This is a genomic window from Pseudomonas oplopanacis, assembly GCF_057128725.1.
In genome coordinates this window covers 115,117-141,006 of the sequence record NZ_JBSKHV010000001.1, presented here as the reverse complement: position 1 = coordinate 141,006, position 25,890 = coordinate 115,117, and the positions used below count along the sequence as shown (strand labels likewise).

Annotated in this window: 26 protein-coding genes; 7 read left to right on the top strand and 19 right to left on the bottom strand. The window is 54.2% G+C overall.

The features are described from left to right. Window positions 1-144 precede the first annotated feature (144 nt). From ACWKV5_RS00690 to ACWKV5_RS00680, 3 genes are all read left to right on the top strand, one after another. A complete protein-coding gene (locus ACWKV5_RS00690) occupies window positions 145-762 on the top strand; it encodes a recombinase family protein (protein WP_483839715.1) in 618 nt (205 codons plus the stop codon). 28 nt (window positions 763-790) lie between these two features. After that, a complete protein-coding gene (locus ACWKV5_RS00685) occupies window positions 791-1,663 on the top strand; it encodes a hypothetical protein (RefSeq protein ID WP_483839714.1) in 873 nt (290 codons plus the stop codon). A 281-nt stretch (window positions 1,664-1,944) separates the two neighbouring features. Continuing rightward, the gene (locus tag ACWKV5_RS00680) at window positions 1,945-2,139 is read left to right on the top strand and encodes a YqaE/Pmp3 family membrane protein (protein ID WP_483839713.1); all 195 of its coding nucleotides are present in this window, start codon (window positions 1,945-1,947) and stop codon (window positions 2,137-2,139) included. A 133-nt stretch (window positions 2,140-2,272) separates the two neighbouring features. On the opposite strand, the gene ACWKV5_RS00675 is transcribed toward ACWKV5_RS00680, so the two are convergent. Continuing rightward, window positions 2,273-2,854, bottom strand: coding sequence for a hypothetical protein (locus tag ACWKV5_RS00675; RefSeq protein WP_483839712.1), 582 nt, complete (start codon window positions 2,852-2,854; stop codon window positions 2,273-2,275). A 965-nt stretch (window positions 2,855-3,819) separates the two neighbouring features. Here ACWKV5_RS00675 and ACWKV5_RS00670 point away from each other — a divergent pair. Together ACWKV5_RS00670 and ACWKV5_RS00665 are read left to right on the top strand one after the other, a co-directional pair. Further along, complete coding sequence (locus tag ACWKV5_RS00670; RefSeq protein WP_483839711.1) at window positions 3,820-4,638, top strand: hypothetical protein; 819 nt, start codon at window positions 3,820-3,822, stop codon at window positions 4,636-4,638. Between the two features lie 651 nt (window positions 4,639-5,289). Next, the gene (locus ACWKV5_RS00665; protein ID WP_140665667.1) at window positions 5,290-5,760 is read left to right on the top strand and encodes a hypothetical protein; all 471 of its coding nucleotides are present in this window, start codon (window positions 5,290-5,292) and stop codon (window positions 5,758-5,760) included. 38 nt (window positions 5,761-5,798) lie between these two features. Here ACWKV5_RS00665 and tnpC read toward each other — a convergent pair whose 3' ends face one another. The 18 genes from tnpC to ACWKV5_RS00575 all read right to left on the bottom strand — a co-directional run bounded on the left by tnpC (window position 5,799) and on the right by ACWKV5_RS00575 (window position 24,420). Beyond that, window positions 5,799-7,325 carry an IS66 family transposase gene (gene tnpC, locus ACWKV5_RS00660; protein ID WP_483839710.1) on the bottom strand — a complete coding sequence of 509 codons (1,527 nt, stop codon included), beginning with the start codon at window positions 7,323-7,325 and terminating at the stop codon, window positions 5,799-5,801. An 83-nt stretch (window positions 7,326-7,408) separates the two neighbouring features. Continuing rightward, complete coding sequence (tnpB, locus tag ACWKV5_RS00655) at window positions 7,409-7,744, bottom strand: IS66 family insertion sequence element accessory protein TnpB (protein ID WP_483839709.1); 336 nt, start codon at window positions 7,742-7,744, stop codon at window positions 7,409-7,411. Then, window positions 7,741-8,064, bottom strand: coding sequence for an IS66-like element accessory protein TnpA (gene tnpA, locus ACWKV5_RS00650; protein WP_483839708.1), 324 nt, complete (start codon window positions 8,062-8,064; stop codon window positions 7,741-7,743). The genes tnpB and tnpA overlap by 4 nt, the downstream gene beginning before the upstream one ends. 393 nt (window positions 8,065-8,457) lie before the next feature. Then, window positions 8,458-8,871 (bottom strand): hypothetical protein, encoded by a 414-nt coding sequence (locus ACWKV5_RS00645; RefSeq protein ID WP_483839707.1) that lies wholly within the window; start codon window positions 8,869-8,871, stop codon window positions 8,458-8,460. Between the two features lie 267 nt (window positions 8,872-9,138). Then, complete coding sequence (locus ACWKV5_RS00640; RefSeq protein WP_483839706.1) at window positions 9,139-9,510, bottom strand: hypothetical protein; 372 nt, start codon at window positions 9,508-9,510, stop codon at window positions 9,139-9,141. Between the two features lie 119 nt (window positions 9,511-9,629). After that, complete coding sequence (locus ACWKV5_RS00635; RefSeq protein ID WP_483839705.1) at window positions 9,630-11,612, bottom strand: hypothetical protein; 1,983 nt, start codon at window positions 11,610-11,612, stop codon at window positions 9,630-9,632. Further along, the gene (locus ACWKV5_RS00630) at window positions 11,612-11,944 is read right to left on the bottom strand and encodes a hypothetical protein (RefSeq protein ID WP_483839704.1); all 333 of its coding nucleotides are present in this window, start codon (window positions 11,942-11,944) and stop codon (window positions 11,612-11,614) included. Before ACWKV5_RS00630 ends, ACWKV5_RS00635 begins: the two co-directional genes overlap by 1 nt. A gap of 102 nt (window positions 11,945-12,046) precedes the next feature. Further along, window positions 12,047-12,991 carry a phage integrase N-terminal domain-containing protein gene (locus tag ACWKV5_RS00625; protein ID WP_483839703.1) on the bottom strand — a complete coding sequence of 315 codons (945 nt, stop codon included), beginning with the start codon at window positions 12,989-12,991 and terminating at the stop codon, window positions 12,047-12,049. A 1,288-nt stretch (window positions 12,992-14,279) separates the two neighbouring features. Beyond that, window positions 14,280-14,939, bottom strand: a complete 660-nt coding sequence (locus tag ACWKV5_RS00620; protein WP_483839702.1) for a hypothetical protein — start codon at window positions 14,937-14,939, stop codon at window positions 14,280-14,282. Next, complete coding sequence (locus tag ACWKV5_RS00615; RefSeq protein ID WP_223522381.1) at window positions 14,939-15,178, bottom strand: helix-turn-helix transcriptional regulator; 240 nt, start codon at window positions 15,176-15,178, stop codon at window positions 14,939-14,941. The genes ACWKV5_RS00620 and ACWKV5_RS00615 overlap by 1 nt, the downstream gene beginning before the upstream one ends. A gap of 103 nt (window positions 15,179-15,281) precedes the next feature. Beyond that, window positions 15,282-16,535: a tyrosine-type recombinase/integrase gene (locus ACWKV5_RS00610; RefSeq protein ID WP_483839701.1), complete on the bottom strand. Its 1,254-nt coding sequence runs from the start codon at window positions 16,533-16,535 to the stop codon at window positions 15,282-15,284. Between the two features lie 316 nt (window positions 16,536-16,851). Continuing rightward, a complete protein-coding gene (locus tag ACWKV5_RS00605) occupies window positions 16,852-17,793 on the bottom strand; it encodes a hypothetical protein (RefSeq protein ID WP_483839700.1) in 942 nt (313 codons plus the stop codon). A 193-nt stretch (window positions 17,794-17,986) separates the two neighbouring features. Continuing rightward, window positions 17,987-19,192 (bottom strand): hypothetical protein, encoded by a 1,206-nt coding sequence (locus ACWKV5_RS00600; RefSeq protein ID WP_483839699.1) that lies wholly within the window; start codon window positions 19,190-19,192, stop codon window positions 17,987-17,989. Beyond that, complete coding sequence (locus ACWKV5_RS00595; RefSeq protein WP_483839698.1) at window positions 19,189-19,440, bottom strand: hypothetical protein; 252 nt, start codon at window positions 19,438-19,440, stop codon at window positions 19,189-19,191. Before ACWKV5_RS00595 ends, ACWKV5_RS00600 begins: the two co-directional genes overlap by 4 nt. A gap of 72 nt (window positions 19,441-19,512) precedes the next feature. Beyond that, window positions 19,513-20,967: a DUF1254 domain-containing protein gene (locus ACWKV5_RS00590; protein ID WP_483839697.1), complete on the bottom strand. Its 1,455-nt coding sequence runs from the start codon at window positions 20,965-20,967 to the stop codon at window positions 19,513-19,515. Between the two features lie 49 nt (window positions 20,968-21,016). Next, complete coding sequence (locus tag ACWKV5_RS00585) at window positions 21,017-22,483, bottom strand: DUF1254 domain-containing protein (RefSeq protein ID WP_483839696.1); 1,467 nt, start codon at window positions 22,481-22,483, stop codon at window positions 21,017-21,019. Between the two features lie 196 nt (window positions 22,484-22,679). Next, the gene (locus ACWKV5_RS00580; protein ID WP_483839695.1) at window positions 22,680-24,263 is read right to left on the bottom strand and encodes a winged helix-turn-helix domain-containing tetratricopeptide repeat protein; all 1,584 of its coding nucleotides are present in this window, start codon (window positions 24,261-24,263) and stop codon (window positions 22,680-22,682) included. Continuing rightward, a complete protein-coding gene (locus ACWKV5_RS00575) occupies window positions 24,247-24,420 on the bottom strand; it encodes a hypothetical protein (RefSeq protein ID WP_483839694.1) in 174 nt (57 codons plus the stop codon). Before ACWKV5_RS00575 ends, ACWKV5_RS00580 begins: the two co-directional genes overlap by 17 nt. A 98-nt stretch (window positions 24,421-24,518) precedes the next feature. On the opposite strand from ACWKV5_RS00575, the gene ACWKV5_RS00570 reads away from it, so the two are divergent. Further along, window positions 24,519-25,271 carry an SDR family oxidoreductase gene (locus ACWKV5_RS00570; RefSeq protein ID WP_483839693.1) on the top strand — a complete coding sequence of 251 codons (753 nt, stop codon included), beginning with the start codon at window positions 24,519-24,521 and terminating at the stop codon, window positions 25,269-25,271. Window positions 25,272-25,313: 42 nt separating this feature from the next. Further along, window positions 25,314-25,727 carry a cupin domain-containing protein gene (locus ACWKV5_RS00565; RefSeq protein WP_483839692.1) on the top strand — a complete coding sequence of 138 codons (414 nt, stop codon included), beginning with the start codon at window positions 25,314-25,316 and terminating at the stop codon, window positions 25,725-25,727. The last annotated feature ends 163 nt before the right edge of the window (window positions 25,728-25,890 follow it).

Below are 25,890 nucleotides of genomic sequence, written 5' to 3'. Positions count from 1 at the left end.
AGCGTGGAAATAGGTCTGTGCCCTTGTGGGCATGCCTGAGCTGATACGCGCAATCTCGTATTTATTTGCGTTTCCCGCTTGATAAGTGACACCCATAGTGCGACTACTATTAGTAGTACACCCTAAATGATACAGGCCCCCATCATGTTCATTCGCGCATACCTCCGAGCATCCACCGAAGAACAAGACGCCAGCCGAGCCCTGGCATCGCTGGAGCAATTTGCAACCGATCACAATGACGTTATTGCGAGCGTGTACCTAGAGAACGCTAGCGGTGCCTCCGCGGATCGGCCCAAGCTGCTGCGCTTACTCAAAGACGCGCGAAAGGGTGACGTACTTTTGGTTGAGTCAATAGACCGACTGTCCCGCTTGCCAGTAGAGGATTGGCAAAAGCTCAAGGCCGCGATCGACTCCAAGGGGTTGCGCATCGTCGCGCTTGATCTGCCAACCAGCTACCAAGGAATGCAGGACACCAAAGGCGACGAGTTCACCGGAAGGATGCTGGGAGCGATCAACTCTATGCTGGTGGAAATGATGGCAGCCATTGCGCGCAAGGATTACGAGCAGCGCCGTGAACGCCAGGCCCAGGGCATCGATAAAGCTAAAGCTGCTGGTAAGTATCAAGGCCGGCCAGTAAACGCGGATTTGCACAAGCGAGTGATTGAGTTGCTGGAAGCCGGCCTTGGAATTCGTGCGACTGCTCGACACGCTAGTTGCTCAACCACTACGGTACTCAGGATAAAAGAACAGCAACCACAATGAATGTATTTGAGTTCATCAAAGGCAAATCATGAAGATCGAAGAACTACTCAATGGGGCGACCAGCAATCAGTTCTTTAACTCAAACCTAGCGGCGCTCGACGCTGCAGTCTGCGAAGCGGTGGCGGTCGGTCAAGCAATTGGGCCTCAGATGGGAGAACCGCATATTGGGTATTCGACTCATATTTTTACCCGACTCTGCTCACATGCAATTTCGCTCTTACGTGCGGTGCCGCGCTCGCGCTGGACAAGAGCAGACTTTGAAGATTGGGACTTTGGGTGCGCCGCAGGTCACTGCCGCGCGATTATTGAGGGCTTCCTGCTTTTCCGCTATCTGATCGAGGAGCCAGGTTCAGATCCGGAGTGGTCAGCCAAGTTGAATGTAATGCACCTGAATGACTGCACCCGCCGGATTAAGTTGATGGCGAACATAGATGCATCTGAAGAAGTAGCTGGATTTATGACTCAGGCCGAAGAGCTGAGAGAGCGCCTCCGAAAAAATGAATGGTTCGCGGATCTATCAGCTTCGGTACAAAGAAGATCCCTAGCTGGTGACAACTTGATGATACCGAATCGGGACGAAATGCTGGAAAAGGTGAACTGGGATAAGAAGACCTTCTACTTCTTTTGGGATCTGCTTTCCCAATACGCCCATGTGCTCCCCATATCGTTCTATCGCATTGAGCCCAACGGCCGCGGAACAGGCATAGAGAACGATTGTGACAAGTGCTACATAGCGCTGGCGATGCAAATGAGTGCAGACGCGGTGGTAGATGCTACAGATTTGCTGGTTGGTTTGTTTCCTTACGCTGCAGAAGCCAGAAAAGGAACGAAATCTAAATTTTCCCCTGGTCCTCGCGCCAACCGACCGAATTTCCCAATGCAATCGAAGAGACAAAAATAAAACCTTTTGCTGTCACCCTGCTGACAGGAAGATTTTGATTCGATGGCCAGCAGAGCCGAAAGCCTTGTTTTGTATGGTGTCCCAGGGCAGGTTCGAACTGCCAACCTTCCCCTTAGGAGGAAAAGCGCCGTCGCCTAGTTTGACTGTCCTCCTGCACCGGCTCATATGACATAAGCGGCCCAATGGTTTTCTCCCGTCGTTCCATACTATCATTGCGCCACTAGTGAGTGGCCTGATGTTGAATTGGGTATCACGACTCATAACCATAAGGAGATTGATCTATGCGCTTGCTGCTTGCCCTGATATTGCCATGGCTGACATTTTTCACCATTGGAAGGCCGATTGCCGGTGTAATCTGCCTAATCCTCCAGATCACGCTTATGGGCTGGATTCCTGCAACTATTTGGGCCGTGTATGCCCTGAGCCAGTACAATACCGACAAGAAGATCGAACAGTTTCTCGGGCGAAGAATGTAATAAGGACAGAGCGCGACCGGCTGAAGTTTTCGCGGCTCCAGTCGCTGTGAGCAATCCTCAGGGCGTATAGGTGGGTAAAGCTGGGCACTGTACTGCTGCTGACGCTCTGCTTAGTAGATTGCCGCCGGCCGATTCACTGACAAACGTTCTTTAGCACTTCGTCGATACCATCGAGGTGGTAGATCCATCCCAAGGGCATGTCAGCCTGAGTCATGCCGGGAGTGATAACCATCATCTCGTGGGCGCTTTTTAATTTACCGGGCACGGCAGAGCCGGGCAGCGCATAGAGAACGCCACTCTTGCGATTGATACCCCACTGCTCGGTAAACTCTCGGCCATTATCAACCCGGAAGGTCAACGGCCATCTATTAATTGAGGCAGCTGATGGAGTGAGCATGTGAGGCAGCGCGTCGATTGTGGTGGCACTCCTATTAAATGAGCATTTAACCGTGAGGGCGTTTTCAGCGATACGAGGAGTGTCGATCATGTACATGGCCTGTGTATGTGCCGTTACAAATTTTCCCTGCTTGCCAGTATTGGGGTGAACCTCAAGTGATTCCTGTTGCGCCCAGTTACCTATGATTTTGACGTTGTTTTCCTTGGAGATTTCCCGACACTGAGGTGCACCAGGGCCAGACATGATGTCGCAAAAGTCAGCAGAGGCTAGTGTGGGTATGAGAGCCAGGATGGTAATCGCGAGCTTGATTGATTTCATGAGCTATTTCTGATCGGTCTAAGTGGATCTGAGCCACTATTTTGACATCAATCCTCAAAAATCGCTAACGACACAACACCTTGAAGATACCCAATACCAGCCAATAGGTGATGCGCGACTAGGTCATCTCCTATGCACTTCCAGCGAGAATGTCAGCTTAGCTAACAGGATGTGCATGATGTCATTTTGAGGTTGTTTTCAGGGTGCTTTATTTTTAACGCAAAAGGAATGCCCCTCCATGGAACACTCTGGATTCGCTCTTGCTCTCTCCTCTATCGCCATTGGCTCAGTATGTGGTCTTTACCGCCAGTATGTGGTCATGTTCGTTAGCGCCTGTGTCTGGCGCTCCTAATGGAAAGTGGTGAGTCTGCCCACCATTGGGTCTCTACATTCGGCCAAGAATTGTTCGGGTTTTTTACGTGCAGTCTGGTGGCTGGCCATGCTGGCTTCTTCGCTTCTCGCTGGATCCCGTGGGTCCGGAACTCCCTAGTCGTCAAGTAGATCGTGGATGCTTCTGAGAAAGTAAATGTTGGGGGAGTGGGCGGGGGCGGCGCATGCCCCTTATCCGGTGAAGCGGATGCCTGGGTCATGCAAGGTGTCTTGGGCAGACGCTTACCTTTAATGCCTGCAGGGGATTGGGGTACGTCAATGCATCGCGATTCTGCGGAGCATGACCAGTGCAATAGGCAACCGATCTCCTCATTTGGCCGGGAATGCTGAGATTTTGGATTCATCGACATCGACGATGGCTTTTTGCCATAATATGACTTGGCCTTAAAGCAACCTGATATGACAGGGACGCTACGTGTCTAGGGTAGTACAGGGCGCGATTGTTGCGTTCGCGAATACAGACAGGAGTCCTATGTGCTGGCTCATTACCGCTGTTGCGGTACTGGGCGCAGATGCTTCTGCCCACTCACTGGACGCTTGGCAACAGGGCGTCATCGATTGAACGAAAGGATGTTATGCGCACTTTTTTAAAGTTAGTGGCAGTTGCTATCGCCGGTTCAATTCTTGCTGCCTGTGATGGCGAAGACTTCACAGGGGCTTACCGGTTTAAAGACTCAAGTATGCAGGGGGACATGGTTCTCAATATTCATGGTGATGAAGCAGAACTCTTTGGGGATAACGAAAACGGTATCAAACCTTTGGGTAAAATGAGGGTCTCGGTAAAAGATGGAAAACTTCTTCTTGATGATGTGACTGCTACTACGCGCATAGCCATGAAGCGTAACGTCGATGAGCGAAGCCTTGACTGTCTTAACTGCAAGGTAATCGGCGCGAGGAAGGACGAACTGGTTTGGAAATATGACCCTAAAGGGCCATATGACGTAGGGCAGCTGCTGAAGGATCAGGCCCGCAAGAATGAGGAAGCAATGAATGCCGCGCTGGAAAAAATTCAGCAGGACGCTCTGGAGCAAATTAGACGTGATGCACAAGCCCCGAAGCTGACGCCTTATGAAGGTGACTGGGTCTATCAACGCACCACGAAAAAAGACCCATTGACCATCATGACCATCTGGAGCAAAAGCCAGATCAAAAGCTGGTCCTTCAACTTTGATAAAATTGATTCTCGCTTGGGACACGAGGTTCCCAGGTTCGAAGTCACGGACGCTGGCTTGAAGATTGGAGATGGCCCTAAAGCTCACCTGTACACCCTCAGCACCGACAGAACGATACTGAGCTGCATGGACTGTACGAAGTCGGAGCGTTGGGCCAAGGCTGATCCTAAGAAGGATCTCAGTGACCGTCATTACGCCCGCCAGATGGCCGGTAACCCGTGACACCCGGGTAACAACAACCTGCCGTGTGATCGGCGAATGCCTAAGTGCAGTCGCCCGTCGTTGTCAGATCAACCCAAAACATGGAGGCAGACTATTACCGTACTCCGTACAAGTGATCTGCAGAGATAGTTCGCGCCCTTGCAGACGCGTTGTCAGTCAATTTCCAGGCTTTGAATGCTTATCTATGAGAGCAGAGAATTTCTCAAGCGGAGTAATAGCTGCATGAGCCTCAACAGCGCCGAGGAGGGCTGCCTGGTCTGAAAGCTCGGATGGATGCCCTAAGCTGACTAAGTTTTCGGTCATTACCTCCAACCAAGCAAGGAACCGGGCGTTCTGAGCCGGCATACTACATCGACCGCAAATCAATGTTGTGGCTTGCCTCCGGAACGTAACCGTCTGGTAAACACGCCTGTCTGACGCTATCGCTTATGTCCACTTAGGAGACCAGTGGAAAGCCTGGGTTTAGTGATTCAGCGCCGACAACTGACGATTTCAAACGGTTCTCTCATTCGGTGGGCCTCTAATTATCCTACCCAATCGACGGAAGCAGGCGGCTGGTCAACTGTTCAGATTCCGCTCCTCGCTAGACACCTCAATCTTGAGCCCACACACTATCCCCCCCCAAAAACTAAGGATGGATATATGAGGCCGATGTACATCGTCGCGCTTTTGCTACTCGCGCTCGTGGGATGCACAACAGTGACCAGTGATCGCGTGCCGGATGGCCTTTGGTATGCTAAGAGCGAAGAACCCGATCAATTTCACTATCACGTTTACGTGTTGTTTCTGGACGATAGCCACTTCACATGGTGGCGCACCAAAGAGACGTACGACGTGGTCATGAAACGATGGGCGTACTACACCCACGATCATCCGGGGGTCAAGATCCTGACCAACTACACCCGAGAGGGCGATCAGTTGACCGGCGAGCGACGCATAAGCGACAAGGGCGGCCCGAGCATGAAAGCTAACACGTTCATCCAAACTTTCACCGGGCGCTTTAACGGCGACGCGCTCGACATGACGGTGGAAGCGCACACGACCTACGACGATGGCCCCCCTTCGCCGACGGTGGTTGTCCGATGGCCCCTGAGGCATTTAAGTCACCCGCCCGTGGAATGAGCCCGTGGTTTAACGTTTGGCTAGCACGCATTGCGTTGTTAAACGGGCACCCACTTATGCGGCAGCAGTTCGCTAATTTCACTTGCCCGCTGTGTAGGCAGGCGCGTGAGAACGTCCTTCAAGTAGGCGTACGGATCATGCCCGTTGAGTCGTGCAGACTGGACCAAACTCATGATCGCAGCCGCGCGTTTTCCGCTGCGTAACGAACCTGCAAACAGCCAGTTTGAACGCCCAAGTGCCCACGGGCGGATTTGATTTTCGCACCAGTTATTATCAATGGGCACAGCACCATCATCGAGATAGCGCGTCAGCGCTATCCAGCGATTGAGACTGTAATCCAAGGCTTTGGCGATGGCCGATCCCTCAGGCACAAGCTGCCTTTGGGCAATCATCCAGGCATGAAGTACGTCGATAATTGGCGCTGTTTTCTCTCGCCGTATTCGCTGCCGGTCGCCTGGCTCCAGATCGCGAACTTCTCGCTCAACTTCGTACAAGGCCGCGATGTAGTGCAATGCCTTTTCGGCGATCTGGCTCTTGTTGGTCGCGTGCAAGTCGAAGAACTTGCGCCGTGCATGGGCCATGCAGCCGATCTCCGTAACACCCAGTTCAAATCCTGCTTTGTAGCCAGCGAAGTCATCGCACACCAGCTTGCCGTTCCAGTTACCTAGGAAGTTCCGGGCATGCTCGCCAGCGCGGCTCGGGCTGAAGTCGTAAACGACCGCCGCCATATCGGAGAACTGGCTGGTGGCATAGGCCCAGACGTAAGCGCGATGAGTTTTCTTCGCGCCTGGCGTCAGCATTTGTACCGGGGTTTCGTCGGCGTGGACGACACCATGCGTCAGCACGGCTTCACGCAGCGCGTCCACCAGCGGCTGTAATTGCACGCCGCAGTTGCCCACCCATTGCGCCAAGGTCGAGCGAGCAATAGGTAGGCCGGCGCGGCCGAAGATTTTCTCCTGCCGATACAGCGGCAGATGATCGTCAAACTTGGCCACCATGACGTGGGCCAGCAGGCCAGCTGTCGGTATGCCTTTGTCGATGACGTGCGCCGGTACCGGCGCCTGGATCAACGTTTCGCACTGTTCACAGGCCCATTTCCCACGGATGTGGCGCTCGACAGTGAAGACGCCCGGTGTGTAGTCGAGCTTTTCGCTGGCATCATGGCCGATACGCTTGAGAGCGCAGCCGCATTGGCAGTGGCTGTTTTCCGGTTCGTGATGGATCAGTGTGCGAGGGAACTGTGGCGGCAGCGCAGCGCGCTTGGGTTGCTGGCGTACTTTGCCTTCAACGGGTTCCGGTTGCAGCGCTTCAAGCTCAGCTTCGATGGCGGCGATATCGGTGTCGATCAAGCCGTCGAGCAAGCTTGCTTGATCCGGACTTAGTTGCTCGCTGCGCTTGGCAAACTTGAAGCGTTTGAGCAACGCGATCTCGTGGGCCAGCTTCTCGTTGACCGACTTGTGATGAGTAATTTGCTTGTCCATCGTCTCGACACGCTGGATCAACTGCGCCGCCAAGGCACGCAGTTCTTCAGGGTTTAATTGATCGAGATTCGGATGCGAAGTCATGCCGCCGATTTTGCCAGAGCGGGCTAGTGGCGGCGATAGACTGATGGGCTAATTGCGTTGGCAAGCGCGCCATTGCAGACGAGTTAGAGCACCGTGATAGCTCCTCCAGAACCGACGCGTTGCCAAGGTAAACCGAGCACCAAGGCTTGAAGTTGCTCTGCATCTAACTCGACTTCAGAACCATGCCGCACGCCCGGCCAAAAGAAACGTCCCTGATTCAAGCGCCGAGCGGCGAGCCAAATCCCTACACCGTCATGCACCAACACTTTCATACGATTGGCGCGGCGATTGGCGAACAGATAAGCACAGTGCGGCTTCGCCGCACCGAACACCGCCACGACCCGCGCCAGCGCGGTTTCAGTGCCGGCGCGCATGTCCATGGGCTCGGTGGCGAGCCAGATGGTGTCGATGCGGATCATCGCGTTAGTCCCCGGACGAACCGCGCACAACCCTCAGGATCGTTAATCGGCCAAGTCACGACAAGCTGCCCTTGCCCGAATGGCACATCAATTTTGATCGTGGGATCGGCACGCGTTTGGGCGTTCGGATCTAACGTCAATGGGATGAAAGCTGGCAGGTTTTTACCGCCTAGGTCACGGTAAAGCGGTATCCATTTACGCACCAGATTGGCGTTGATGCCGTGGCCCAGCGCGACGCTTGCGATGGACGCACCGGGCTGCAAACATTCCTGGACGACCTGGGCTTTGAAGGATTTGGGGTAAGAGTGTCGTTGTTGCATGGCAATCCGCTTGATGGGCTAGAAATGGTGTCCACTTAAATAGGTGTCCACCATCGCCCTAAGCGTTGGGGTCAGGAAGGTGTGTTGGCCGGACGCATACTCCGGAACCACCAAAGCGGTTGCTAGAATGCTAAAGCCAGAAAAGGCGAGGGGAGGCACGTCCGTAGATCCGCCTCCCCTTCATCCAACAGCAGGGCACCCCAGTGTTGTGACTGCAAATGCTCCTTCTCAGCGCCCCGTTTAAGCTGCATCGTGCCACTATATTGGAGTTTTGGTGCGTGTCAATAAGCCACTATCCCGGTAAACGATGGGGCTTTTTTGATTGGTCACTTTACTCATATCCGACAGCCTGACGCGCAGAAAAGAATGATTGACGAGCGTTTGTGAAACTCTTCACATCACCGCCGACAGGCCAAACTCGCGAGCTAGATTGGCGCGCTGTAAGGCCACGTCAGATGACAGGCATTCACTCCAGCAGCTGTTAGCGAGCTTTTGCCGAGCCACTTCTGGCGTCTCTGCCAAGATGTACAGCAGGCAAGCCCGAACGGGCTCATGATTCGTCATCAGGGCCACGGCGCGGATCGCAAAATTCTCAACGGCGTCGCGATCAACCCAGCTCGTGCTGGTCATCAACGCCATTTCTAATTGAAGAAAACCTGACTCGAATGCGGTATTCCAGCTTGAGCATGTCATAGCTTCACGCGCCTCCTCTGGGATCTCACCTATGGCTAGCAATAAGGCTTCTTGAGCCATTTTATCGGGGGAGAGCAGGGCTACTGCTCGAATTGCACTATCGGCGCGCCTCATGTCGATTGCTCCTATGACTGAATGAAAAACTGCGATGCGATCAAGCCGATACCGAGGCCTATCAGGACACTGAAAAGCTCTCTAGCTAAACGTTTTTCTTGCCGGCCTCGCAGGACATAAATGGCAGTCGCGGTTGCCAGTAGTGCCGAAGCACCCCATACCAGCTGGCCCGTTAGGAACCCTGGCCAAACCGGCACCGCAGCTATCAGCGGAATGCTCAGGAGCAAGGTGGCCAGCCATCCGAATCGGATTTGAGTTGAGTTCACATCAGGCCCTCCCGCAATAAGGAACGTTCGCCGGTGAAAGCTTTTCCAGCAAGCTTTGATACCAGTACAAATGGATTTCCTCGAGACGGGCGTCCAGTCGATTACGCTTGTTCAGCTCAGCCAACACCAGATCAAAGGTGAACACATCAATGTTCGGTGTTTCCATCAGCCGGATTTCAATGGGCGTTTCCTGTTCCCAGTCAAATGTTGGCAATCCACTGAGCTGCGGACGCAAATGCTGAGGGTCTCCTCGTAGCACCCAACACAATCCTGGCCAAGGAGCGAGAGCATCGAATAAATATCGAAGGTCTAACGGACTGTCCCATGTTTTGTTCCAGTCTGCGGTCAAGTAGTCCTCAAACGTAAGGCTCATAATCGGTTCCCAATAGGTCGCGGAAGGCCACATGGTTCCTGAACTTTTTGCGTGCCAGAAGCACTTTCGCATTCCCAATCTTAGGATTTGAAATCAACTCGGCATCAGCACGAACGAAATTAATTCTGTTCATCGTGATCCGATAGTGACTTCGGTTTCTGACTCCGAGGAGTCCGCCCTTGGGCGAATTTTTCGTTATTGCTAGCTGGGCGGGAGCTGTCAATGTTGGGCCGAGTGGGGTTTAGGCTTGGACCACTGTAGCTGCCGCGACCTGCGCCTCGAGCGGTATGCTGGACCGCACGCCCACTCGCAACAGATACAGCGGGACGAACACTAGGATTACTGTTTCCGCCACCGCCACCGCCATTATTTTTCCCAGACTCACTTGCCGGAGTAGCGAACTTGAGTGCGGCTTTTTTTAATCCGGCAGCCGACGCTGCCAGATCCGCCGTCGCTTTTATGGCCTGCGGTCCGGTGATCGCCTGCGAGCGAGCAGCGCCAAGCATGGCTGTGACGGCGACTCCGGTGAGTTTGGTGGAAATCCAGCTAGAGGCCGCTAGCAACACGCCAAAAACCATCTGAATCATGCCGTACACCATATCGATGTCAGCTCCACCCCCCTGCCAACCTGCCGCGGATGCCGCTTGGGCAAGCGCTGCACTGCTCATTACCACCGACGAACTCAATGTAATAAGGTGTGCGAAAAAAACGCATAACACTGGAAAGATCAACATCGAGATCCATCCCGTCAGGCTTTGAACACCTCGTAATGGGGAGAGTAGAAAAGCAAACGGTCCGGCAATCAAAACCAGCCAAAAAATGCCAGCCATCGCCCCCACAAACAGCGGAAGAAGTGTTTGTAACTCGAACCATGCAAGCGCGTTTTTCCCCAATTGCCAGGTCGATATCGTGCCGGAAGCGATGGAGTTGAGGCCGTCTGGAGCTACTTTTTCCCCGCCGGCAAAAGTCGCTTGTTGGACACGCATCCAGGCTTTTTGAGCGGCTAATACACCCGTATCACTATCGCTGCTTTGCCCGCCTGATGCTTTCATGCTGCCGGTCTCTACTAACCCGTTGTAGGCTTGCTCGGCGGCAAATTGGGCAACCTGATAAGCTTCGACGCAGCTTTTTGGAACGTAGCCCAATGCTGCGTCCTTGCCGCCTTCTTCAGGCTGCCAAGCGGTGACATTTTGAGCCATCGTCGCCGCTAGCTCGCCGGGTGCATCGCTCACCTTCAAATAGCTGGGCTTGGATTCCGGGTTGCCAGAGACGATCCCCGTCCAGTACTCCCTAGTGGGTAGTGCATAGGCTCTGGAGGTTACAAAAGGTTTCGCGTCTTTCTCTAAGGCGCTTATCCCCTCTGCTCGGCGTTCTCGAATCGAACCAGCATCGAGAATGCTGTTAGCCATGTTTTGCATTGTCTGCATCTGCGACCACGGCATGCTGCCGATGATCTCTTTCGCACCTTGGCCAACGATTTTCATCTGCGCAATTCGGCTGACCTTTTCTTCCGGTATGCCCAGTCCGCCACCTCCCAATAGGCCAACCGCATGGTAGGCCTCTATTGAGGTGCCATCGGCAGAGTCCCTAAATACGCGCGTGGATGGCGAACATTGCTCGTTGTAGTCCCGAATCAGCCGTGCCAAATCGCTATTGGCATATTGATTAGCCGAGCGCTCAACGCTGTACTGAATCATCGCCGAGGTCGGGATGAAGGCCCCGTCGACGTGCAACTCAGTCATGATCTTGCTGATCGCTGCATTTAGGGTTTTGTTGAACGACATTACCACTGAATAAGCAATCCGCTGGCCATGGGTTGCCTCGATCGTAGAGCCGCCTGTCAACGTCATGGTAGTTGGGCTTAAGCCATAGGTAATGACTAGAAAAATCGCCGCCGAACTGAAAATTGCCTTGAAAGGTCCATCGGCTGGCAGGCGAATAAGCGCGATGATCAGAGCGATGAAACCGACTGCTGACAGCCAGCCGTTGATTGATTTGCCGATCGCAGAAAAAAACGGTGCAGTCGCTACGATCAAAAAATCAAGAGCACCGTCAAACAGTGCGAACAGCCATTCAAGGCCAGCGAGCGAATCAGCTCCCATTATTGTTTCCCCTTATCAATGGCCTTCGCCTTGGGAGCAATCCAAATGAAAAGAAGGACACCAAAAACCATTCCTGGCGCATGCCCAACGTATGGCACTTGATCGATGCCATACCGGGCCAGCCAACCGAAAAGTCCAACTACCACGACCATCCCCACAATTCGAAGAACTCTCATTTGCTTGGATTCTTCTTGGGTGTTGCGGTTGTTCATTTCTGAGGTGTTGCCTCCGTTATTATCAAGTCGCTTGAACAGCCGGGCGATCGTTTGTGTCGGCTTGCTGCCGCCTCTTGTCTTACGTGCAGACTGCTGCGGAATTTCGTGATTACGCATGTCCAGGTGTCCCTTTAGATGTTCTGCCAAGCAGTTAATCTCAGCAAAAAAGTGGGCGTCAGCCAAAACAGGGTCTGGAAATTCACCCATGTTGAGGCCGATTTATTTGCTTGATCCGAGGTACACGCTGGTAATTGATGTTCGTTCGTGACCGAGCTCCAGCGAGATGAGCTGCCGCGCTTCGCGATCGCTTAAGCCCGCATGGGTTGAGGTTGTGAGTGACGGTATTGCTCCGACCTGACCAAGCCAACCAGGCTCGGCTCCGCCGATCAGTTGGCCTTGTTCGACACGCTCCAGAGAGGCCTTTACCGCGGGGGCTTGTTTGCCGGTGAGATCCAAATAACGTTGTTGTGCGTAATGATGGCGCAGGCCGTGCATACGAGTCAGTCCAGCTGCACGAGTCTGATCTTCGTAGCGCCTCATGTGCTCGCGGTAGCTCAGGTGAGCAGGGATCAGACTGGCATTGCCGGCAAACGCGCTGACCTCATCCAATACCATCCGTTGGAGCAGGGTCCGAACGGGAATGGATCGAGCCTTGCCGCCTTTTGTCCAAGACGCCCTCAGTTCGATTCGGTCGCCTTTGTCGGCGATCACAGCAATAAATTTAATCGCTTCTTCTCGGCGCAGGCCGAACGCCGCCTGCAGCCGCAAACTGTGACGCACATGCTGATCAGTAATTCTTTCGAGATTGGCCGTCGGCAAATCGCGGGCCTTGCTTTCCTTGGCGACGTAGGTGCGTCGAGCGATGCCCAACTCGTCGTTAGTGATTCGCGCGACGCCAGCACGTCCTGCTTTTTCGAGCGCCCAGCGCAGATGACTCATCCGGTTTTTTAAAACACCATCGCTGATCCCGCACCCTTGCCAGTGGGCTACGAGTGCCTGCAAATGTCGCTGGCCAAACGTTTCGGAACGTAAATTCCGATACCCCAATTCTCGCAAGTGTTTCGCACTTAATCTCAGCGTCGCTGCACGCGCCGCTTGAGTTGAATAAGACCCGTCGCGGTTGTGCCGTTGCTGTTGGGAGAAGTCCCACGCCAGTTTGTTCATTAGTCCATCCCATCCGATGCCGGAAATCCACAAGTTGTTCGTCGAGTTCGAAACGCCACAATTTCGGTAAGTGTTGGTTCCTGTCCCGGCCGAAGAATCGGGGGGAGCTGAGCTTTCGCTCAGGAGCGGAACGGCGTTTCCACAGGTGGCCCAAAGGGGCATCGGCTACGGCATATCCCGGGGGAACTGCGGTAACGATAGGCAGGCGCTTGGTCCCATAGGATTAGCTGCAGCCGCCATCAGCTGTGTGCGGTTTAAGACCGCAATCTCGTCGAGCATGGATCGACAACCCAACAAGTTCTGGTTGGTGAACGGGAGCCCGAGCGCCATGCTGCGCCGGGAGGACTTGCTCCGAGGAGTGCGCCCATTACTGATTAAATCCCTAGTCTAATCAGGCCTATTGTCGCGGTGGGCACGACTCAGTTTTTCGTCCGGAGCTGGACGTTTGCTCTACCTCCCAAACCAGTAGTTGAGCGATCTACTGGTTGGTCCGGGTTTACGACTTGGTTGTCGGGTGGTGAATCGCATCAGGTCGGTTACCAATCCGATCGATGTTGCCGCGCCGTGCACCTGCAGTAGCGGGTGAGCGACTTGGCGACGGCGCGTGATCAGAAAGGCTGATCACACGCCATCTCTCATCAGAGGGGCCTCAAGAAAAAACAGGAGGCCCCAGGGTGCTGATGATGAGAATTCGTAGGCTATCACTAGCGTGTCACTGAGCAAGTTAACTCAGAATTACGCAACGGAAAAGTCGAAATGGTGTCTAGAAATTCACTAGGTTTATCGAGTTGTGCAGGGGCAGCCTAGCAGTAAAAATTATATAAACACCGGCAGGCCTAGTCCCTCTCGAGGAAACTGCGCGCTGAGCTCCGTTCCACGGCAAAGCGAATAACTGCGTTGTTTCTGGGTTTGTGTCGGCTCGCTCCGCTCGCCGATTGGGGCCGCGTTGCGGCCCTTCGCTTCGCGTCACTACCGAGCTGTAGTGACGCGAAGCTCCAAAGCTGCGTGAGCCTATCCCCGAAGCCCCCCCTTTTATCCCCGAAATGCCCTGAGTCTCCCTGAAGTACACCTCATTACCCCCCGATTTTGATCAAGAAATATGATTAGCTGTGCCATCAAACAGCTCTCCCAATTATGGACGCCTATCAACCCGAATTAGAAATCTGCAGGCAAGGATGAGAGGAACGTTAATCTTTTTCTCTGTTAGTTCTCTCTCTTTATGTCGCTCAATGGTGACCTAGGTTGGCGCTCACGGATGAGCTACGTCCTAAGTCACTGATGATCTAGCTCACTCATGGGCTAGGTCATCATCGTCAGAGCGATTGCTGTGAAAATTCGCATCCTCTATTTTTACTTTTCCCGCTCTAAGCATATGCTTTTCTAGTGTTCTCCCCATCGCTGCTGGGAGCGTGGAGCTAACAGCGATGCCAGGAGATGCATTGCTGACGAAGTCTTCATTGGTGGGGGGGTGTACTTCAGTTTTAATTAACTGATTTTGTTCATTTATTTCTATTTTGATAGTGGGTGAAGAGGTTGGAAGCTTTCCCGTGATCAGAATTTTTTTGATTTCGTTTGCTCGTGATTTACTAGTTTTTCCTGTGTAGAGATACGTCGCTGTAGCGATTGCTTTACCCTTCAGCGTGAGTGGAATTCGCTCGAACACTCGATAGATGCAATTTTGGCCAGGTGTCCCCTCGCTCGTGACGTAACCTTTCCTTTTCAAGTCAGTGAGACCACGTTTTACGCTGCTGATAGACAGACCGCAGTGGTTTGCAATGCTGCTATGGAATATTTCAGTCTCTCCCGAGTGATAATTCACCCCCATTTTCAACACGACATAAATCTTAAATGCCGCGGGACTTAGCTCCTTGAAATCGCTGCTGGTAATCATTCCTCTTTGGATTTTGCAGAACCAAAGAACTGATTCCGGTTTTGGCTCCTTGGTCATCAGAACTCTTCCCCATTGCTGAAGGTTGCCGATGCTCGGGCAGACAATTTAGCCTGTTGCCAAGCAGCCAATTCTGAGGAAACGAAAACGACACGCGCTTGACGCGCGGTGCCATCCTTGATCGGTCGAGGGAAGGTGATATCGGCTGCCATGAGCTTGTACAAGCCGCTACGCGACTTGCAAAGGAGCTTGCAGGTTTCGGCCAAACTTAGCATTTGGAATGGTGCGTCGATGTGCATCTGTAGGTCTCCGTTTGATCGGATACCTATCGTAATGACGAGGGTTATTCCTGCCAGTCAAACTAAGGGCTAGTTTTTCAGCTGACTTTTTTGCGTTGGTGAATCAACGGATGATCCTGCCATCAAACTCAGCTCGTTGTGCAGGTGTCATACCTTTTTCTAGGCAGTCTAAATAGTCGGCATACCACTGCACCATGACCTGGCGCTGCATGAGGTATTGAGCTTTGTTGTAGATGCCCGCTACTCCGGCCTCAGTATGTGCCAGTTGAGCTTCAACATGAGCTTTGTCCCACCCATGCTCGCGCAGCAGGGTACTCGCGGTGTGACGAGTGCCATGGCCGACAAGTTTTCCCCGGTAGCCAATTTTTTTTAGTGTCAGGTTGATGGTGTTTTCGCTGATGACTGCTTTTTTTGACCCGATTCCAGGGAAAAGATAACGACCCCTTCCCGTACTCCGGTGCAGCTCTCGTAGCGCCTCGACGGCTTGCGAGGACAGTGGTACCACATGGTCGCGCTTGCTTTTCATTTTGGCGGCTGAGATCGACCATGTGCTTCTGTCTAAATCAAATTCTGACCACTCGGCCCATCTCACCATTCCGGGGCGAGATGCAGTCCATAGACATAACCATGTTGCGGTGCGCGCGGGAGTACGGCTAGTACTGCCGCGAAGTGCTTTCAAGAAAGCAGGAAGCTCGGGCTCCAACAAATGCGGGTGCGGAACAGCCGCTGGAGTTTTTGTGGCAATCGTTACGAGTTCGGCGGCCGGATTGACTTCACACAGTCCTCTGGCAATCGCTTGACTAAAAATCTGACGCAGGGCTACGCGAATTTTATCCCTGGTATTCGTTGCACCTCGAGCTTCGATTTTCTCTTGGAGGAGGGCACATTCTCTTGGGCTGATTTCGGCTATAGGGCGCTCCCCGAGAGCCGGCAAGATATCGTTGTCCAAGTACCCTCGCATCAGACGTAACGTGCTTTCGGCAAGTCCGTCATCAACCTTGCGTTGATACCAATAGGCTACGGACTCTCGAAACGGATTTAAGGTGGCTGCAGATTTCGCCGCGCGCTCCTTCGCTTTATGTTCGACTGGATCGACACCTCTGGCCACTAGCTCGCGTAATTCAATGGCTTTTTGACGTGCGACTTTGGCGGGGGTGTCCGGGTATGCCCCGAGTCCATGCCAGCCCCATCGACCATCAGGTTTTTTATGGCGGAGTAACCATCCCTTCTGACCGTTTGGCTTCACACGAAAATACAAGCCGTGACCATCAAGCTCCCGGTACTCCTTGGTTTCCGGCTCTAGGCTAGCGAGCGCGGTGTCAGATATGGGGCGCTTTTTGATGTCCGCACGCTTCATTTGTGTACACCAGAGTTATGTGTTTTTTTTAGTGTACAGCTGGGTGTACACCGATCACAACCGTATGGGGCATCAACCAAAATCATGCGGACACAAAAAAACCGGCTAAGAGGGCCGGTTTATTTGCTGTTCAGCTGCTCGCCGGAATATGCGGGAACATGCTGGAACAAGGAAGTGGAGCGGGTGAAGGGAATCGAACCCTCGTTATCAGCTTGGGAAGTTGATAGCGGGGACTTCGGCGTCAAGGATGGTGCTGTAGATGAGAGAGGGAAAGTTCGCGTGTCTGTAATCAAGCAGCAAGCGAATTTTGATCTCTCTAGGGATTGTGTTGTCGATATGTTTCTTGGTTTTCGAGGATTCGAGCAATGCAGTCTTGGAATCCCATCATTATGTGATACGCATTATGGTTGTGGTATTGAATTGTATTTTTATGATTCGCATATTTAACAGATAGGCCAACAAACGTTGGGCAGTCCGCGCCGATTGAGTTGTACGTCTCGTCATTTATTAGGGAGTGTTTGAAACCATTAAATAAGTCGTTCGATATCTTTAAAAAGTTAGTGGTGTCTGGCAGGTATGTAGTGCTCCCTAAAATAATTTCTTTTACGGGGCTGTTATCTGCTTTTGGTGAAAGCAGCGAGCCAATTGAGTCGTAGTTAATTATTTTGGTTCTCTCAATTGTAGTGAGGTTAACTAAAATGTCAGTTAATTGGACTAGTGAGTCTAGAACTTTCCTCATTATGAAGATAATAGACTCAAGCTCCGTTTTAAATTCATATATTAGGCTTGGTGAAAAAGTGAGATCTCCGCGATTAGGGGAGTCCAGAACAATCGGGGAGTTACCAAGTAAAATGGATTTATGCATTTCTAGGCATTGGGAGAACTTCTTGTTAATAATTTTTAATGATTGGGAGATTCTCATCCCTATCATGGGGCTGCTCAAAAGCACAGGTATCGAAGGAAACTTTATGAAGTCATATATCGACGAGTCGATAAATTGGAAGGTGTCTGCTTTTCTATTTGCATCGTAATTAATTTCTTCAACAGTTGGCCGCCAAAATTCGTCCTTCACAATGGTCCATTTTCCATCCTCAAAAACCGGGATTTCATCTGGTTGGCACTGATCAAGTGGAGGTGGCACGATCGTTGAGCCAAAAGGAATCGACAGGCCCTGAGCTGCGTCTTCTTCAGAAATATCTGACCGTTCTTCCGTGTAGAGATAAAACTTATAGTGCGTCTGAAAGTGGTGCAGTTGCATGTGTGATCATCCGAAGGTTTTAAGCTGATTTAATGGTGGTGAGTCGATTAAACGAATTTAGAAGGTATCTACTTTTTATGTAAGACCTAACCCCTTGAGTCGAGCTAGCCCTTGTTTGATATGACCAGCGTTTTAGCCAATAGTGTCAAGCGCACCATGCACGTTACCGCCCACGTGTTCAGCGGTCTGGACTCTATACCTTGGTAGCGAGCTTCCGCCACTCATCGAAGTTAGCCCTTGCGGGTATAGCCCAATTGCTTTCGCCACAACCACTAAGCTTTCTCATGCCAAGTGATCGAACTTCTGAGGCCTCCTCAAGTAAATCGGGTAAGGTCTTCCAGAGCATTTCGATGATTCGTAAGTCCGGTACGATGCCTTTATGCGCTAGCTCATTACGCTTTTCACGCGCCAGATTAAGTGTTTTCTGAGATTCTTTGCTGATGATCTTTGATAGTCGTAAAAGCTTGTGTTTTGTCGAAATTTTGTCAAGGCCAGGACGTCTTTTTAAATGCGTATGGCACGCAAGAACACGAGCGGGGAGACTGCTCTTGTTCTGGACATAGAACTCTGTCCATAGATGCTCCGTGATCTGCTCCACGGCTATCCAAAGATTATTGAGTGCGTCACTGTTATTTCGATACCCCATGGCGGTGTAGCCATTCAAAAGAAAAAAAGGGGAGAGGTTATGGATGGCGTTAACGACTTGTTGGCCCTGACTGAAAGCCGCTTGTATCTCCGTCACCATCAACACTCTTGGTGTTACCAAAGGTTGGAGCCGGTCGCTTATGGCTGCCCAGTTCAACCGCAGTTGGGTATGCAGGGATGATGTGTAGGCAAAAAGCCTTATCTCGTCCCGCAACGTACCAATGACAAGAGCATCCGAATGAAGCACCTCCGCATGGACACCGCCCAGCAAAAGACTACAAAGAATCTCGTTGAGCTTGCTAACTCCGTCAGCCTTACTTGGAAAATCCATGCATTGGGGAATGGCTATTGCCCCGTCATAACTGATAAGTGCAGGTATTGCGCTCAACGTGCCTAATGGGAGAGCTGTAACAATTTCCGCAAGTTTATTGCCATCGTAAGAGTTTGCATTGATCTGATCGAGGGAGATGTTCAATCCCGATTTTTGATCACGATGGACTGCCGTATATGGGTGCAGATAAGCCATCCATGCTGGGTTGTACGAAGGAACACTTGATACGGGCTGTGTATAGCCCGGCGGCGCCTCTTCCCGCTTAATCCAACCATCCTGATACCAAACATGTGAACCGTCGGGCTTCGGCTTTATAGCTTCTGATAATGTCGTTGGATTTTTTCGGTTATTCAATACCCAAGGATCGACGTCATCCTCAAATGCATAGATTGCACCCGTTTCCGTATCTTGGTAGTGCTTCATCTGATTTCCGTCCTTGCACCCAAAAATTTCACAAAATATTCCCTCGTGTTCAGGTTGAGCGTGATGGTGTCATAGGCGGCGCGATTATTCTCGAATAAGCGAAAGGGCTGATTCATTCTTCGAAAGTGTCCGCTTTGGGCCGGTTGTTGCCAGTCGCGAATCGCAGCAAACAACCCAATATAGCCGCCGGTGATGACCGCTAGAAATTGGTCAGAAGCCGACGGGTGGCTCGTGTTTAACTTCATCACGAAACCCACCGGATCCGTACCCGGAAATGATATGAGCGAACCTGCGCTCATATCACCCAGTAGCCTTTAAGGTCACTGCTTCTGCAGGTCTCCAGGCTTCCACGCCTTGTCGAAAAACGCCTTGGTCGGCCCATACAACCGCAAAATCACGAAATAGCCTTTGCCTGGCAAAGTACGAATCCAGTTCTTGCCTTCGCCCGGTGAATCCGGCCCGAAGTGTACGTCGATCGACCCGTCGGCATTCACCAGCGGTTTGTCCATGGTGTTCAACGACGGGAACGGCTGGCCGTTGTCCACGCCTGAGGCGGTGATTGAGTCGTACACGGTGACCGACCAGAACAACGCCGCCGGGATGCCTTTGGGCAGGTTGAGCGTGTAGGCGTTGCTGCCCGAGAGGAACTCGCCCTTAGCGTCGACGAACGTGGCCGGGTACTTGGCCCCGACGTTTTCCATGTTGACCGCCATGCCCGGGCTGGCCGAATAGGCGTTGGTGAAGAAGCCGGTGCGCGGGTCGATGTAGTTGAAGGTGTCGGCGGTGAAAGTCGCGTTGCCCGGGAAGACGTTGAGCCACTTGCGGTCCGGATACCAAGTGCCATTGGTGACGATGGTTTGTGGTGTGTAGGAAGTGGCGTGGCCCATTTTGCTCGCGGTTTTCGCGGCCTTGTCGAGCAGATCGCGAGTTGCCGCGTCCGGCTGGAACGGCTTGCCCTTGATGATGCCCAGGGCGGCGAGCATACCGCGCATTTCCATGTCCTGCGGGTCGACATATTCATGGTCGATAAACCGCGACAGCATGTCGAACGCGCTGCCATCGGTGGGGTAGAGCATGTTGATCGGCGTTTGCGAGGCGTTGGGGAACTCCATCTTTTTCGCCGTGGCTTCTTTGCCCAGCGGATAGATGCGCGTCTGTTCCATGAGCTTGACCGGTGCTTCCAGCTGTTTCGGGTCCTTGAAGAAGCCGCGCCAGAACACAAACACGTTGTAGGTGCGCGAACGGTAGGTCAGGTAGCCGGGAGGTACGTCACCCTTGTAATCCGGTGGCAGTACCAGGTACTTGGCACCCTTGCCTTTGTCCGGTCCTGGCAAGCCGACGTCGCCGCACCACTGGCGGCCTTCGATCTGGCCTTCGGAGCAGATCGGGCGCTGGAAGAAGTCGTCGAGAATGCCCTGCATGCCCGGCGGCACTTCGATCACCATCGGCCCGTCCTGCTTCAGGTCCAGGTAGCCCATGGCGTAGATCACGTCCGAGTTGGGCGTGGTCACCAGGGTCTTGGCGTTGAGCCGGTCCTTCCAGATTGGCAGCACGTTGTAGCCGGCGCCGAAGGTTTTCTCCGAGGCTTCTTTCATGGCAAACATGTTCAACGCAGGCAGCGCCCAGATATAGCTCTGCACGGCGCGCTGGAACAGCAGTTCATTCTTGAGCTGAGCCACGCCTTCGAGGGTTGGATAACCGCCGGCGAAGGGCAGGTCGGCCAATTGTTCATAGTGCGTGGCTGCCTGGGCGCCGAGGCTGACCGAAACGGCCAAGGCCAGTGCGGTCAGCGCTTTCTGGCTGCGTTCATCGTCGAAAACCTTTTCAATGGGTTTTCAGCACGGCCGGTGGAGTCCAGCTGCCGTCGAGGGCATCGGCTTGCGGCCAGTAGGCGCGGATGTACAGCGAGAAATCCGCGTCCTTTGGCGACGGCAGCCAGTTGCTTTCTTTGTCCTTGCCCGGCGATTCGCTTTGCACGTAGAGGGTCAGCGAGCCGTCAGGATTGGTTTGCAGGGATTTGTTCTTGGTGCCGATGGAGAAGCGCTTGAGTTCGTTCGGCGAGAAGAAGTGCTGTTCGTTGTACAGCGTCAGCGACCAGAAACCCTTGACTGGCGGCAGCTTGCCCTTGGCAAAGGTCACGCTGTAGTTGTTCTGGCCATTGAGGCGCAGGCCGGACTGATCCAGGTCCTGATAGAAGTATTTGGTTTCTTTCTGCTGGTTCACGAAGATATTCGAGCGTGCCACGGCGGTACGGCTGAAGTAATCGGTGCCGAACGCCGCGCCGTTGCTGACAGTGCTCCAGTGATCCGGCAGCTGCAGGCCATAGTTGCGGAACTGCAACAGCGGGTCGATCACTTCGCTGTCGGCTTTTTTCGCTTCGTCGATCATCGCTGCACGAAGTTGCGGGTCGGCTTTGGCGATGGCCGCGAGGGCCGCCATTTGTGCGTAGCGGGCTTCTTCACCCGGCAACGGCTTGGCGTCCTTGAGCAGGGCCGGCAGTTCGTCGAAGAACTGCTCCGGGATCACCCACTTGGTTTCGGCTTTGCCATCCGAGGCCTGGCCCGGGAATTTCGGCAGTTTGGCCCAATTGCGCTTTTTGACCTTGCCGTCATATTGGGACAATGGGTACATGTCGATACCGGCCAGGGCCGGCTGCACGGCCTGGCGATCGGCTGCCGTGTCGTCCTGAAACACCCGGGGAATGACGAAGCCAGTGTTGGTACGTGCCCGGAACACTCGGGTAATGCCTGGGGGCACCTTGCCGTTCCAGTCCGGGCCGACCAACAGGTAGAAACCTGGCTGGGTGTTATACATCTTGCCCAGCTCGGCGAAACTGTCGGAACGCAGGTCGACCACTTGATACACCCAGAAGCGGCCGTCGAAGTCCGGTACTTGCAGCACCACGGGCTCAAGGTCCAGGGCGATGCTGCCAGCACCGTACACGACGTCCTGATTCGGACAGGCTACCAGCCGTTCGGCCGGGTCGATGTAGTCGCTGAGCATCGACAATCGGTTGATCGGGGCCACCGGCACGATGCCGCCCATCAAACCGGGTTCGGGCAGGTCCTTGAAGGCCTGGCGACGATTGAAAATATTGGCCATCGGCCAACCCCAGAAATACGCTTCGCGCGCCATCATGCGCACATAGGGTTCGGTCACTTTGGTGCCGGCGACAGGCCCCGCGACGGAGGCCGGGGCATCAGGGCTCTGGGCAGCCAGCGCGGAGGTTGCGGCGAGTGTACTGACGAGCGTCAGTGCGAAGAGGGCATGGCGACGAGGCAATAGATTCATACAGCATCCTTACTTGATGAACTTCACCTGATGCAGGTGATTCGGCTGACAAGATAACCCATCTTCTTCGCGTAATCATGACCCTCTGGAACGACTGTTATTCGCCGTTAATCACCTCCTGCAAAGGGTCGCTTGTGGCCGATGACTGCCTGAATCGATAAAGCATCTGATACGCCTGCGGTCAGCCATCCCACGCTCACTCAGCCAACCCAGCCCGCCGCAGTCCCTCCGCAAACCGTGCAAGATCCTCCGCGCGCTGGATGGGCAACCAATCCCTCAAATTAGAAACCCGCAACAACGGGTCCAGCTCTCGCAGGTGCTGCATTGCCTGCTGCGCGTTATCCATTTGCCCGCTGAGCGCATAACTGGCCGCCACCAGGGCCACCGGGGCCAGCAGATTGGGCAAGTTGCCCAAGGCTTTTTCCGCCCATTGCGTCGCGAGGTCGAAGCGGCCGGCGAAGAAGTGCGCGAGCGACATGCCGATTTGCATCCTGAACATTTCGGGGTCCACCGGACTCAAGCGAACGGCATGGGTCAAGTCCTTGATGGCGCCTTCTGTTTCACCGCGCAGTGCACGCAAGATTCCGCCCAGGAACCAGGCGGGGGCGAGGTTGGGATTGAGCAGCCGCGCCCTGTCGAGCAGCGCTATGCCGCCATCGACATCACCGGCCAGATGAGCAAGCGCATGCCCGCCGCGCGTCAACGCGACGGCATCGTCGCGTCCGAGTGTCACCGCCAGGCGCGCGAGCCGTGTGCCTTCGGCAATTTCTGCCGGCCGGTCAGTCATCCAGCCATTGAGCTTGCGCCAGAAGTGGCACCAGGCGGCCATGCCATAGGCCGAGGCGAATTCCGGATCGAGTTCTACGGCTGTGTTGAACATCGGCAGCGCATCCGCGATGGCTTCACGGGTGCCGCTGTGCAGTTTTGCCATGGCCCTCAAGTAATAATCGTAGGCGTCCAGGCTTTCGGTGGGTTTGCGTTTGGCGCGTTCGATTTCTGCCCGTTCCAGTTGCGGCGCGATGGCCCCCACGACACTTTCGGCGATTTGATCCTGCAACTCGAAGATGTCGTCGAGCAGGCCTTCGAAGCGTTCCGCCCAGATGTGCGTGCCAGTGGTCGCGTCGATGAGTTGCCCGGTGATGCGCACTTTGTTCGCGCACTTGCGCACGCTGCCTTCGAGCACGTAGCGAACGCCCAGCGTCTGACCGATGCCTTGGATGTCCACCGCCTGACCCTTGTAGGTGAAGCTCGAATTGCGCGCGATGACGAACAGCCAGCGGATCCGTGACAGGGCGACGATGATGTCCTCTACCACGCCGTCGGCGAAGTATTCCTGTTCGGGATCGCCGCTCAGGTTCTGGAAGGGCAAGACCGTGATCGAGGGTTTATCCGGGAGGAGCAGCGCAGAGGCGGACGTTTGCGTGGCGGCCGCGTGTTCGTCGATGTCGGGTTGTCGTGCTTGGTCGCTATTGCCGATGTGGACTTGCCCGACGAAGCGGTAACCCTTGCGGGCGACCGTGCGGACAAGGCGCTGCTCTTCGCCTGTATCGCCGATGGCCCTGCGCACCGCATTGATGTGGCTGGTGATCGTCGATTCCGAGACGATCCGGCCGCTCCAGACGGCCTTGAGCAAGTCGTCCTTGCTGACAACGCAATCGCGGTTGCTCACCAGATACAGCAATAGATCGAAGGTCTGTGGCCCGACGGCCACGACGTGCCCACGCAAGGACAATTCCCGGCGCTCCTGATCGAGCACGAAGTCTTCAAACGCGAATGGCAAAGCGGGCTTCCCCTGGCAAAGCGCCTTCAACTCCGTGTCCCAGGCCGCTGGCGATATTTAGTTGAGATTGATAATACGGCAGCTCGAAACCCGCTGCATGGTCCACGATGACGATGGACGAATAACCACTTCTTTGGACGCAAATCCAAGGGTTCATGAAGGGAAATCCAAGCCCGCTGCAAGGATTTGCCGTGCGCGTGCGCGCAACCTCTCTACACCGACGCAATGGTTGCAGTCGACACGTGGAGAATAGCCATGAAGATCGTTGTTATCGGAGGCTCCGGCCTCATTGGATCGAAACTTGTGAACACCCTTCGCGAGCGCGGCCATGACGCGGTCGCCGCCAGCCCCAGCACGGGCGTGAACAGCATCACCCGTGAAGGCCTGGCTGCAGCGATGGATGGCACTGACATCGTTGTCGACGTGGCGAACGCACCGTCGTGGGAGGACCAGGCGGTACTCGATTTCTTCGAAACATCGACGCGTAACCTGCTGGCTGCCGAAGCGGCCTCCGGGGTTCGTCATCACGTAGCCCTGTCGATTGTCGGCAGCGAACGCCTTCCCGACAGCGGTTATTTCCGGGCCAAGGTCGCGCAGGAAAACCTGATCAAGGCGTCCGGCATTCCTTACACCCTCCTGCGTGCCACGCAGTTCTTCGAGTTTGTCGAAGGCATCGTCCAGTCGTTCGCCGTAGGCGAGGAATTTTGTGTTTCGCCGGCGCTGATCCAGCCGATCGCGTCCGACGACGTAGTGGCGGCGCTGGCCGAAGTCGTGCTGGCTGCACCGGTCAATGGCACGGTTGAAGTCGGCGGCCCGGAAGCCATGCCGATCGACGAACTGGCCCGGCGTTTTCTGCGGGCCACTGGGGACGGCCGCAAGGTCTTGCCGGACGTGCACGCGCGTTACTTCGGTGCCGTGCTCAATGATCAATCGCTGGTGCCGGGCAAGAACCCACGGCTGGGGGCGATCCGCTTCGAAGACTGGATAGCTCGATCGAAGGCCCGGTAACGGCTCGCACCCTCACATTCCCACCCACGAAGGAGCCATCCCATGCTTACTCGAATCCTGTTGGCCGCGGCCTTCGCAGCGCTATCGATCAGCGCAGCGTCCGCCGCTGAGCCGCCCCACGGCAAGGTGACGGTCGTGTTCGACCGTCCCATTCCCAATCTTCCTGGCAAGAGCATGAAAGGCGTCGTCGTCGAGTATGGGCCGGGCGCCGCGTCGCCATCCCACACCCATCCGAAAACGGCCTTCATCTATGCAACCGTCCTGGAAGGCTCATTCCGCATCCAAGTCAAAGGCCAGCCGGAAAAGATCTACCACGTCGGCGAAAACTTCGTAGAGGAGCCGGGTTCGGTGCACCTGGTCAGTGCCAACGCCAGCGACACCGAGCCTGCACGCCTGCTGGCGGTGTTCGTCCTCGACACCAACGAAAAGGAACTCGTCACACCGATCAAGAAGTGAGCCGGTCAACGCGCTCATGAATGTTCGACAGCCGGGCGGCAATTGGGCGGCTTGAGGGGTATTGCCAGACAAAAAAAAGCCGCCCAAAAGGGCAGCCCAAAAAAAAGCACGCGGTGTATGGCGTCAGTATTGTTGTCGCAAGGTTACAGAATGATGACGGTTG

Excerpts from the sequence above, each read along its gene's own strand:
- ACWKV5_RS00690 (WP_483839715.1), top strand. The coding sequence starts at position 145 with ATGTTCATTCGCGCATACCTCCGAGCATCCACCGAAGAACAAGACGCC.
- ACWKV5_RS00685 (WP_483839714.1), top strand. The coding sequence starts at position 791 with ATGAAGATCGAAGAACTACTCAATGGGGCGACCAGCAATCAGTTCTTT.
- ACWKV5_RS00680 (WP_483839713.1), top strand. The coding sequence starts at position 1,945 with ATGCGCTTGCTGCTTGCCCTGATATTGCCATGGCTGACATTTTTCACC.
- ACWKV5_RS00675 (WP_483839712.1), bottom strand. The coding sequence starts at position 2,854 with ATGAAATCAATCAAGCTCGCGATTACCATCCTGGCTCTCATACCCACA.
- ACWKV5_RS00670 (WP_483839711.1), top strand. The coding sequence starts at position 3,820 with ATGCGCACTTTTTTAAAGTTAGTGGCAGTTGCTATCGCCGGTTCAATT.
- ACWKV5_RS00665 (WP_140665667.1), top strand. The coding sequence starts at position 5,290 with ATGTACATCGTCGCGCTTTTGCTACTCGCGCTCGTGGGATGCACAACA.
- tnpC (WP_483839710.1), bottom strand. The coding sequence starts at position 7,325 with ATGACTTCGCATCCGAATCTCGATCAATTAAACCCTGAAGAACTGCGT.
- tnpB (WP_483839709.1), bottom strand. The coding sequence starts at position 7,744 with ATGATCCGCATCGACACCATCTGGCTCGCCACCGAGCCCATGGACATG.
- tnpA (WP_483839708.1), bottom strand. The coding sequence starts at position 8,064 with ATGCAACAACGACACTCTTACCCCAAATCCTTCAAAGCCCAGGTCGTC.
- ACWKV5_RS00645 (WP_483839707.1), bottom strand. The coding sequence starts at position 8,871 with ATGAGGCGCGCCGATAGTGCAATTCGAGCAGTAGCCCTGCTCTCCCCC.
- ACWKV5_RS00640 (WP_483839706.1), bottom strand. The coding sequence starts at position 9,510 with ATGAGCCTTACGTTTGAGGACTACTTGACCGCAGACTGGAACAAAACA.
- ACWKV5_RS00635 (WP_483839705.1), bottom strand. The coding sequence starts at position 11,612 with ATGGGAGCTGATTCGCTCGCTGGCCTTGAATGGCTGTTCGCACTGTTT.
- ACWKV5_RS00630 (WP_483839704.1), bottom strand. The coding sequence starts at position 11,944 with ATGCGTAATCACGAAATTCCGCAGCAGTCTGCACGTAAGACAAGAGGC.
- ACWKV5_RS00625 (WP_483839703.1), bottom strand. The coding sequence starts at position 12,991 with ATGAACAAACTGGCGTGGGACTTCTCCCAACAGCAACGGCACAACCGC.
- ACWKV5_RS00620 (WP_483839702.1), bottom strand. The coding sequence starts at position 14,939 with ATGACCAAGGAGCCAAAACCGGAATCAGTTCTTTGGTTCTGCAAAATC.
- ACWKV5_RS00615 (WP_223522381.1), bottom strand. The coding sequence starts at position 15,178 with ATGCACATCGACGCACCATTCCAAATGCTAAGTTTGGCCGAAACCTGC.
- ACWKV5_RS00610 (WP_483839701.1), bottom strand. The coding sequence starts at position 16,535 with ATGAAGCGTGCGGACATCAAAAAGCGCCCCATATCTGACACCGCGCTC.
- ACWKV5_RS00605 (WP_483839700.1), bottom strand. The coding sequence starts at position 17,793 with ATGCAACTGCACCACTTTCAGACGCACTATAAGTTTTATCTCTACACG.
- ACWKV5_RS00600 (WP_483839699.1), bottom strand. The coding sequence starts at position 19,192 with ATGAAGCACTACCAAGATACGGAAACGGGTGCAATCTATGCATTTGAG.
- ACWKV5_RS00585 (WP_483839696.1), bottom strand. The coding sequence starts at position 22,483 with ATGAATCTATTGCCTCGTCGCCATGCCCTCTTCGCACTGACGCTCGTC.
- ACWKV5_RS00575 (WP_483839694.1), bottom strand. The coding sequence starts at position 24,420 with ATGAACCCTTGGATTTGCGTCCAAAGAAGTGGTTATTCGTCCATCGTC.
- ACWKV5_RS00570 (WP_483839693.1), top strand. The coding sequence starts at position 24,519 with ATGAAGATCGTTGTTATCGGAGGCTCCGGCCTCATTGGATCGAAACTT.
- ACWKV5_RS00565 (WP_483839692.1), top strand. The coding sequence starts at position 25,314 with ATGCTTACTCGAATCCTGTTGGCCGCGGCCTTCGCAGCGCTATCGATC.